At 48.6% G+C, this 9,345-nt stretch carries 10 protein-coding genes; 2 read left to right on the top strand and 8 right to left on the bottom strand.

Translation table 11 applies throughout. The features are described from left to right. Positions 1 to 152: 152 nt before the first annotated feature. Both nadD and BLP55_RS08120 read left to right on the top strand, forming a co-directional pair. A complete protein-coding gene (nadD, locus tag BLP55_RS08130) occupies positions 153 to 734 on the top strand; it encodes a nicotinate (nicotinamide) nucleotide adenylyltransferase (protein ID WP_091141857.1) in 582 nt (193 codons plus the stop codon). A 475-nt stretch (positions 735 to 1,209) separates the two neighbouring features. Then, positions 1,210 to 2,205 (top strand): NAD(P)H-dependent glycerol-3-phosphate dehydrogenase, encoded by a 996-nt coding sequence (locus BLP55_RS08120; RefSeq protein ID WP_091141855.1) that lies wholly within the window; start codon positions 1,210 to 1,212, stop codon positions 2,203 to 2,205. 73 nt (positions 2,206 to 2,278) lie between these two features. Here BLP55_RS08120 and BLP55_RS08115 read toward each other — a convergent pair whose 3' ends face one another. The 8 genes from BLP55_RS08115 to BLP55_RS08080 all read right to left on the bottom strand — a co-directional run bounded on the left by BLP55_RS08115 (position 2,279) and on the right by BLP55_RS08080 (position 9,345). Beyond that, on the bottom strand, positions 2,279 to 2,692 hold the full coding sequence (locus tag BLP55_RS08115; protein WP_091141854.1) for a hypothetical protein: 414 nt from the start codon (positions 2,690 to 2,692) through the stop codon (positions 2,279 to 2,281). A 103-nt stretch (positions 2,693 to 2,795) separates the two neighbouring features. After that, complete coding sequence (gene pheS / locus BLP55_RS08110) at positions 2,796 to 3,815, bottom strand: phenylalanine--tRNA ligase subunit alpha (RefSeq protein ID WP_091141853.1); 1,020 nt, start codon at positions 3,813 to 3,815, stop codon at positions 2,796 to 2,798. 44 nt (positions 3,816 to 3,859) lie between these two features. After that, complete coding sequence (locus BLP55_RS08105; RefSeq protein WP_091141852.1) at positions 3,860 to 4,666, bottom strand: hypothetical protein; 807 nt, start codon at positions 4,664 to 4,666, stop codon at positions 3,860 to 3,862. A gap of 1 nt (position 4,667) precedes the next feature. After that, on the bottom strand, positions 4,668 to 5,024 hold the full coding sequence (locus BLP55_RS08100) for a hypothetical protein (RefSeq protein WP_091141851.1): 357 nt from the start codon (positions 5,022 to 5,024) through the stop codon (positions 4,668 to 4,670). A 29-nt stretch (positions 5,025 to 5,053) separates the two neighbouring features. Next, positions 5,054 to 5,797, bottom strand: coding sequence for a tetratricopeptide repeat protein (locus tag BLP55_RS08095; protein WP_091141850.1), 744 nt, complete (start codon positions 5,795 to 5,797; stop codon positions 5,054 to 5,056). Continuing rightward, a complete protein-coding gene (locus BLP55_RS08090) occupies positions 5,794 to 7,554 on the bottom strand; it encodes a BatD family protein (protein ID WP_091141849.1) in 1,761 nt (586 codons plus the stop codon). Before BLP55_RS08090 ends, BLP55_RS08095 begins: the two co-directional genes overlap by 4 nt. Before the next feature lies 1 nt (position 7,555). After that, complete coding sequence (locus BLP55_RS08085) at positions 7,556 to 8,311, bottom strand: tetratricopeptide repeat protein (protein ID WP_091141848.1); 756 nt, start codon at positions 8,309 to 8,311, stop codon at positions 7,556 to 7,558. Then, positions 8,308 to 9,345 carry a VWA domain-containing protein gene (locus tag BLP55_RS08080; protein ID WP_091141847.1) on the bottom strand — a complete coding sequence of 346 codons (1,038 nt, stop codon included), beginning with the start codon at positions 9,343 to 9,345 and terminating at the stop codon, positions 8,308 to 8,310. Before BLP55_RS08080 ends, BLP55_RS08085 begins: the two co-directional genes overlap by 4 nt.

Raw genomic sequence — 9,345 nt, 5'->3', positions numbered from 1 at the left:
AAGCACACGCAAAGAAATCGAAGCTTTGTGGAGCTTTGCGAATAACTTTGTGACCTTTGCGGTGAAAAATATGCAAATCGCAATACACGCAAAAAATTAAAACTTTGCGGTAATAAGAGTATTTAGAAAAACTTTGTAAACGCTGCGGTAAAATGAAAATAGGACTTTATTTCGGAACGTTCAACCCCATCCACGTCGGGCACCTGATCATTGCCAACCACATGGTCGAGTTTACCGGTATGGACCAGGTTTGGATGGTGGTCACACCGCACAATCCGTTCAAGAAAAAAGACACGCTGCTGGCCGACAACATCAGGCTCGAACTGGTTTTTCAAGCCACCGAAGACTATCCGAAAATAAAACCATCGGACATCGAATTCCGCTTGCCGCAACCCAATTACACCGTGCATACGCTCGCGCATTTGCAGGAAAAATTCCCGCAGCATGAATTTGCCCTGATCATGGGAGAAGACAACTTGAAATCGCTGCACAAGTGGAAAAATTACGACATCATCTTGGCGCAACACGATATTTTTGTGTATCCGCGTTTGTCGTCGGACGTTGTCGATGTGCAATTCGAAAACCATCCCAAAATACATCTGATCGATGCGCCCGTAGTCGAAATTTCGTCGACATTTATCCGCGATTGCATCAAACAAAACAAGAACATTCGGCCGCTTTTGTCCGAAAAAGTCTGGGGTTACATCGATCACAACAACCTGTACAAAAAGTGATTTTTAAACGCAAAGCAATCGAAGTTGGCGCAAAGGACTCAAAGCGTTGTAGTTTAGCAATAAGCGCGTAAACTAACAACCCATTAATTTTGTACACTTTGCGAAAATCTCAGCGCACTTTGCGGTTAAAAACGGTTAAACCAAAAATCAAAAGGCGTTCAGGAGCAAATCCAGAACGCCTTTATCAAATAACCCCAAAACAAAACTTAACTAACCAATCGGGTTGTCCCGATTGTATAGCAGATTAACGCGCGAAAGCGGCGCGCATTGCCTTGCCGTTTGCCAATTTTACGTTAAATTTATTTTTAACAACACGCGGTTCTCGCCCGCAATCGTTTTTTGCTGGGCTTTTATGTGTATTTTTGACTTTTATTTTCAGGAGCTTTTTCCGGCTGTCCGCTGTATCTTTTACGTCCTCGTCCCTCGGCCGCAAAAGGATGCCGCTGCCATCCGGGCTAGGGCCAAATCGTAAACCATGAACAACCATCCAAAATTTGCCGTCATCGGTGGCGGAAGTTGGGCCACGGCCATCGCCAAGATGCTGTGCGTAAACCTGCCCGAAATTGCCTGGTACATGCGTAACCAGGACGCCATCGACCACATCAAGACACACCACCACAACCCCAACTATTTGAGTTCGGTGGAGTTTCAGATCCAAAAACTCAAGCTCACGAGCAACATCAACGAGGCGATTGCCTATGCCGACTATGTGATTTTTGCGATCCCGTCGGCATTTTTGAGCGCCGAACTCGCCAAGATGACCGAAAGCCTCGAGGGCAAAGTGATTTTCTCGGCCATCAAAGGCATCGTACCCGAAACCAGCTTGATTGTGGGCGAGCATTTTCACGATGTTTACGGCATCGACTATGACAACATCGGCGTCATCACCGGCCCATGCCACGCCGAGGAAGTCGCGCTTGAACGCCTGTCGTACCTGACCATCGCATGCGGCGACGCCAACAAGGCCAAAGTGGTTGCGGCGCATTTGTCGGGCAATTACATCAAGGCCAAAATTTCTGACGACATCATCGGCACCGAATATGCGGCCATGCTCAAGAACATTTATGCCATCGCTGCGGGCATCGCGCACGGGCTTGGCTACGGCGACAACTTTCAGTCGGTACTCATGAGCAACGGCATTCGCGAGATGAAAAAATTCATCCGCAAAGTGCATCGTATGAAGCGAAACATCAACAATTCGGCCTATTTGGGCGATTTACTCGTGACGGGCTATTCGGTGTTTTCGCGCAACCGAATGTTCGGGAACATGATCGGCAAGGGCTATACCGTCAAATCGGCGATGATGGAGATGAGTATGGTGGCCGAAGGGTATTACGCCGCCAAAAGCGCCTGGGAACTCAACCAAAAACACGGCGCCAAAACCCCGATCATCGACGCCGTGCACGCCATTTTGTACGAAGGCAAGGAAGCGCGCAAAGTGTTCAAAAAACTGACCGAGAAACTCGATTAACCAAACAAACCTCATAAAAAAGGGATAGATTCGATTAGAATCTATCCCTTTTGTTTTTGTGACCATTCGACGATCAATCGCGGCCCGTAATCACGCCTGGCTTCCACAAATGTGGGACTTCTTCGGTGTTTTGGTCCTTGATTGAATTGGCCGTGAAAAAGTATTTACGGTCGTATAGCGTATTGCCGATAAAAAATGTCAGCATGAATTCGTTGTTGAGCGCCAAGACGCTGTCTTCGATCATTTCGATCTTGACCGCAGAAACGGCCGGCATTTCCACGAGCGCGTGGCGCATCAGAGAGGTTTTGCGCATTTCGCCGTCGAGCGTGCCGAACGCTTTAGAAACCACCATGATGTCGTGTAAATCGTCGTCTGAGTCGTTGACCAAGTAAACGTTCCAGACATCGGCCAGGAAATCGTCATTCCATTCCTTGACCGCGGCCATGAAGACGTTTTTGACTTGGGGGATTGTGATGTCTTTTCTCATTTTTGAAAGTCATAAAGTCATAAGGTCGTAAAGTCATAAAAGCCCATCGATACTCCGGTCCGGAACGCCTTTAAGACCTTAAGACTTTTGGCTTTTATGACTATCAGATGCTCGCTTTAAATTGCTCGAGGAAACGCACGTCGTTTTCATAAAACATACGGATGTCACCAATTTGATAAAGCAACATTGCGATGCGCTCGATGCCCATCCCAAAGGCGAATCCGTTGTATTCGTCGGGGTTGATGCCACAATTTTTCAAGACGTTCGGGTCTACCATGCCGCAGCCCATGATCTCGAGCCAACCGGTACCTTTGGTGATGCGGTAGTCGGTTTCGGTCTTTAGGCCCCAATAGATGTCGACTTCGGCGCTTGGTTCGGTAAACGGGAAATACGACGGACGCAAGCGGATCTTGGATTTGCCGAACATTTCCTTGGTAAAATAGAGCAATGTTTGCTTCAAATCGGCGAACGAAACGTCTTTGTCGATGTACAATCCTTCTACTTGGTGGAAAATGCAGTGCGAACGCGACGAAACGGCTTCATTGCGGAACACGCGTCCCGGAGAAATCGTACGGATGGGCGGTTTGTGTGATTCCATGTAACGCACTTGCACCGACGAAGTGTGGGTTCTCAGGAGCACATCGGGATTGGTCTGGATGAAAAACGTGTCCTGCATGTCGCGCGCCGGATGGTATTCGGGCAGGTTCAATGCGGTAAAGTTATGCCAGTCGTCTTCGATTTCCGGACCTTCGGACACGTTGAATCCGATGTTCGAGAAAATGTCGATGATTTGGTTTTTGACGATCGAAATCGGGTGGCGCGAACCTACGGTAAAAGGTTCGGCCGGACGCGTCAAATCGCCATAGATGCCTTTGGTTTCGGCTTTGCTTTCGAGTTGTTCGGTGATTGTGGCAACTTTTTCCTCGGCGGTTTGCTTGAGCGTATTGATGATTTGTCCGAACTCCTTTTTTTGGTCGTTCGGGACGTTTTTGAATTCGGCGAAAATGTCCTTGAGCAAGCCTTTGCTGCCCAAATACTTGATGCGGAATGCCTCGAGCGTGTCCTTTTCATTGGTGTCAAACGCTTGCGCCTCGAGGATATGTTGTTTAATTTGATCGATCATTTTTGGGTAATTGAGGGGCAAATTTAGTGAATTTTGCGGTAGGATTATAAATATTCGATGTCGGTTTGTTCGACCAACCTGTGATCCTGATGCAAATAGCGTTTGATGCTTACAGGATATTGCTGCTGGTTGCAAATGACTTCAAAATCATACCAAATCACACCGGAATCGTCGGCCTCCGTAACGTAGTTATTGTTGGAAAGTGGATGAATATTCGACACATTTATGGTCATTCTAAAATATCGGTTCATATTCTTGAACGGATTGTTCGAATTATCATACGAATAATGATCGGTGAAAGACAACGGAGGAAAAGCAAACTGTTCGAAATTTGTCGTAACGATGTTCCCGTTATCAAACTGTTTGATTCTCCGATTCAGTAGCTCCATAGGTTCGGTTTGTCCTTTGGGCGCACCATATAAATTCTGGATGAGATTGTCGCCTTGGTACTCAAAATCTGTTCGTGTATACCACGGCATTGCGTATGCGACACTTTCCATGCGTTGCAGGTTGTCGCCTTCATAAATCAAAGTTGAGAGGCCGCCCGCTTCAGGATGGTCGCTCTGCGTAGTCTTGATGGTCAGCAGTTTCTCATTTTCGAAAGTATAGTCTGTCCTAAAAAATTCAGCAGAATCAGCTCGGTAATCGATGGTGTGCGACAGAACACGATTCACATAAAAAAAGTCCTGATGCGCTTGAACGTCGATTCCGCCACCGGTGTTGAATTTGGTGTAGCTAATCTTACGAACCAATGGCTGTTCGTTAGCTGGGTTCGGGTTCGCCGTATCACTTTCCGAACACGCCCCGAACAAAACCGCCAACAACGATACAAAAAGAACTGTCTTTTTCATCTTAATCAATAAACCCTTTCTCCAAAAAATAATTCACGATCGCCTCCTTCATGAGTACCGATTGCTCACCGGCCTTGAGCGGCGGCAATTCCTCTTTGACGACATAATGCGGCCAGCCGTCGCTGTCGACATAATCGAATGCGTAAAAACCATATGGCTCGAGCAGTCGGCAAATCCCGATGTGCATCAGGTTGAGTTTTTCGTCTTTTTTGTATTTTTTGTGTACCTGGCCGAGTTCCTGTACGCCAATAAGGTAGATGATGGCGTCGAGGTCGAGGTCTTCGCCCTGCGAGAATTTATCCGACAACAGTTGGACGAGCTTTTCCCAACGTTCTTTGAGTTGTATATCCCTTGACATAATTGCTGTTCAAGTGGCAAAGATAGTTTTTATTTGACTTCCTTGATCGCGCTGGTTTCGATCCAGCCTTCCGATCCGTCGAGCAATTCGATTTTGTCCCAATTGGCCGTTCGCTCGAGCACCATCACTTTCGTGCCTTCGTGTAGCGTAAATACGTCGTTGGCCGTGGTACGCGGTTCGGATTTGACCACGGTCATCTCGGCAAAAACGATGGCCGGACGTTCGTTCTCATAGTACGATTTTTCAAAAAGCGCGGCCAGTACCGCAACCAGAATCGCGAAGACGAGCACAAACATGCCGACAAAGAAAATGCGTTTGGAAAGCGTCGTCCTTGAGAAATAATAGCCTAGGAAGAATCCGAGGAAGGCAAAGGCCAACCACACCGCCGCCCAAGCCCAAGAGTCATAATGCAGGCTTCCCGTGAAATCGCGCAGCAGCTTTTCAAAACCGACCTTGGGAACCTCCTTGATTTCGTCGATGGTCATTTTTTGCGCAAACTTCAGATTCGTCTCGATCTCGGCGTTGCCCGGGCTCAAAACGAGCGCTTTTTCGTAGTTGTAAATGGCCGACGCCACCTTGTTTTGCTTGTAATAGGCGTTGCCCAAATTGAAATACAACTCGGCCGAATGTTTGCCGCTTCGCAATACGTTTTCATACGCAGTTGCCGCCTGTTCATATTGTTCTTTTTCGTACAGCTTGTTACCGTCTTCGAAGCCCGTCTGCGACCAAATCGATTGCGCGACCAAAATCAATATCAGTGCAATTTTCTTCATGACGACAGTTGTTTTTCGAGTTCAGAAATAATCGAAACGGCCTTTTCGTAATCCTGTTGGATCGACACCGACGACGATGGCGCATACCGCGCAAATTCACAGCTCTCAGTGAGTTGGATAAAATCGTTTATAGTTTGCGACTGGGCATTTTTATCCGACAAGATTTCGCGGATACGGTCCTTGCTCATCTCCGAGGTTTCGATGTGCAACTTGGCCTTCAGGAAATTGTGCAGCGACTTTTCGAGCGCGATGTAAAACAGTTCCTTGTTGCCCGTTTGCTTCTTGGCTTCGGACAAATACTTCTTGGCCAGTTTGTTCGACTGACGGATGCGGTTGCCTACCACATCGCCATCGATGGCTTCTTTCTTTTTGCGCAACACCACGACGATCGGAATGATCAACAGCGGTGCGAAAAGCAACGTATAAAACAACCCCGAGCCCAGGAAATCCTTTCGCTTGGCCGATACCAAACCGGTCTTGAGCGCAATGAAATGGAACTGCTCGTTGGCCGATACCTTGACTTTCGAAACCCCTGTATTGGCCGCCACGTCATTGGCTTCGGGCGCGCCCGGACCGTCGAGTACGTTGACCATGATCTCTGGCGAAGTGATCGTCTTGTAGCTGTTGCTGCCCAGGTCGAAGTAACTGAACGACATCGGCTTGATTGGGTATTTCCCTTTGAATTGCGTGATGATGGTGTAGGTGTCCGAAATCTCACCGTTCATGCCCGACAGCGGCGTGCTCACGTTTTCCTTGTGTACCGGATCGTACATCTCGAGAGAATTGGGCACGACGGGCTTTGGAATATCGAACAACTTTAAGTTCCCTGTTCCCGATACCGCGACTTTCAAATCGAGCGATTCGCCGTTCTTGAGGTTGGTTTTGCTCGGCGTAACCTTGAAGTTGAACTTGCCCACGGCACCCGAAAAATCGGCCGGTTTACCATTTTCGGGAAGCGGTTTTACGTTGATGGTCTTGGCGCCTGCCGTTACGCGTTTGTTGTCGTCCACCAGGTACGGACGTCCAAAAAAATCGCGTCGGTTGGTAGGCAATTGCAAATCGAAATCAATCGACAAAGGCTCAATTTCGAGCTTACCCGATTTTTGCGGATAGAGCACCACTTTTTTCAATACCGCGACATTACAGCGTTGGCCGTTGTATACGCCTTCTTCGGTAACGATTTGTTTGATTTCGATGTTCTGGCTCCAAAAATCGTTGTACTTTGGATTGTTGAGCGAGCGCTGGTTTTTGATGACGATGTTGCCGAAATACAATTTATAAACCACCGTAATCGGCTCGTTCACATACGGATTGGCTTTCGAGACCTCGGCCACCAAATGGATCGCATCGTTGGCCGACACCTGCGGCGCGTTGTATGGGTCCTTGGGCAAATCGACGGCATTGGTCACCGTGATCTTGATCGGGTTGGTTTTGTACACCTGCCCGTTGATTTCTACCGTCGCCTGGCGCAATACCAGCGTGCCTTTTTGCAGCGGCAGCAAAAAATACGAATAGGCTTTCTGGAAAGAACTTCGTCCGTTGACCCACGACTGGCTCACCTGCTGGCTCGGCCCGCCCACCACGCGGAATCCCTCAAAAGACGGCGGCGTGAAATTGTCACCGTCGCCATTCATCGTAAAATCTACGCGCAGGCGTTCGTTGAGCCCCAAAGTCGTCTTACTGACCTTGGCCTCGAACTGCACCTGGGCCACCAGCCCTTGCGCGCACAACAATAACAGCAACAGCAATCGTTTCATCTTACCAATCCTTTTCGGCGCGCTTTGGTCGCGCGGCTTTCATTTCCTTGCCTTTGACTTTGTCCTGTACTTTTTTCTCTTCGTTGTTTACCGCATCGAGCAGATTTTCCAATCGCTCTTTCGGGATGTCGCCCGGTTGCGGCTTGGGCTGGCCTTGGTTTTGGTCGTCCTTGGGCTGGCCTTTGTCCTTTTTATCTTGTCCGTCCTTCGGCTGGTCGTTCGGTTTGTCGCCGTCCTTTTTGTCCTTGTTCGGATCGTTTTTATCGTCCTGTTGGTCGTTCTTTTTGTCCTTCTGGTCTTTCTTTTTGTCGTCTTCCTTGGGCTGCGGATTTTCCTTCTGCATCTTCTTGGCCAACGCAAAATTGTAGCGCGTTTGCTCGTCCTCGGGGTTGTTCCGCAACGCATTTTTATACGCTTCTACCGCCGCCTCATAATTCTTTTCGTTCATGTACACATTGCCCAAATTGTGAAAGGCCTTGTGTTTTTGCGGACGCGTCTTGGCGTTTTCGATCGCCTTCAGGTACGGATACTTCGCCTCGGACGACTTTTTTTGCCTATAGATTGAATTCCCCAAATTGTACGAAGACACCGCATACTTGGGCGTCTTGGACTGCGAAACGCGGTAATCGGCTTCGGCATCGGCGTACTTCTTCTCGGCAAACGACGCGTTGCCCTGCGGCAGGAACTTGTCTTTTTGCTGCGCGAAAATAGCAAATGAAATCAACATCAGGCCATATGTGAGCAATTGCTTCGTCATTCTTTTTCGTTGAATAGATTGAGTTTGCTGATCCACCCCGTTTTGCGTTCGAGCAAAAACACGTCGATGAGCAGCAGCAAAAACGCAAACCCCAAAAACCACTGGAATTGCGATTGGAAATCGGCCATTTGCGTCGATTCGAATTCGGTCCTTTCGATGTTGTCGAGCGCTTTTTTGACATATTCGAGCACTTCCTTGGTGTTGCCGCCGTAAACGTAGCCGCCCTTGGTGGCCTTTGCAATCTCGCGCAGGCTTTGCTGGTTGAGCTTGGTCACGACCACCTCATCGTTTTGGTCGCGCTTGAAACTTTCGACCACGCCGTTACGCTTGAGCGGAATAGGGCCGCCTTTTTCGGTGCCCACGCCAATCGTAATTATTTTAATTCCCGCACTTGTGGCTTCTTCGGCTGCATCTTCGGCACCGCCTTCATGGTCCTCGCCGTCAGAAATAAGGATGATGAGCTTGTTGGTCTTGCTCTTTTTGTCGAAATAACTTTCGGACAATTTGATCGCATCTTCGAGCGATGTCCCGACCGACGATACCATATCGGTATTCATACCTTGCAAAAACATCTTGGCCACGCTGTAATCGGTCGTAATCGGCAATACGGGGAACGCGCTGCCGGCGTAGGCTACGATCCCGATACGGTCGCTGCCCAGGTTGTTGATGATTTGCGAAACAACCTGCTTGCTTTTTTCGAGTCGGCTTGGCGCAATGTCTTCGGCCAACATACTTTTCGAAACGTCTATGGCAAAAACAATGTCGATGCCCTCGCGTTTGACGGTCTCCATCTTGGTGCCGATTTTGGGGTTGACCAATCCGAGGATCATCGCGGCCAATCCGAGCAAAACGACGCCAAATTTTAGCGCGGGCTTGAAGTTCGATTTTTCGGGGCTCAGTTTCCTGACCAAATCCAAATCGCCAAACTCGCGCTGCTTTTTGCGCTTCCAGAATTGGATGTACAGGTACACCAACACCAACACCGGAACGACGGCGAGCAGGTATAAATACTGGGGTTGATCTAATTCGTACAT

The organism is Flavobacterium caeni, from assembly GCF_900101895.1.
Classification (GTDB): Bacteria; Bacteroidota; Bacteroidia; order Flavobacteriales; family Flavobacteriaceae; genus Flavobacterium; species Flavobacterium caeni.
The sequence above is the reverse complement of the archived record's forward strand: the minus strand, read 5'-3'. Positions and strand labels throughout refer to the sequence as shown.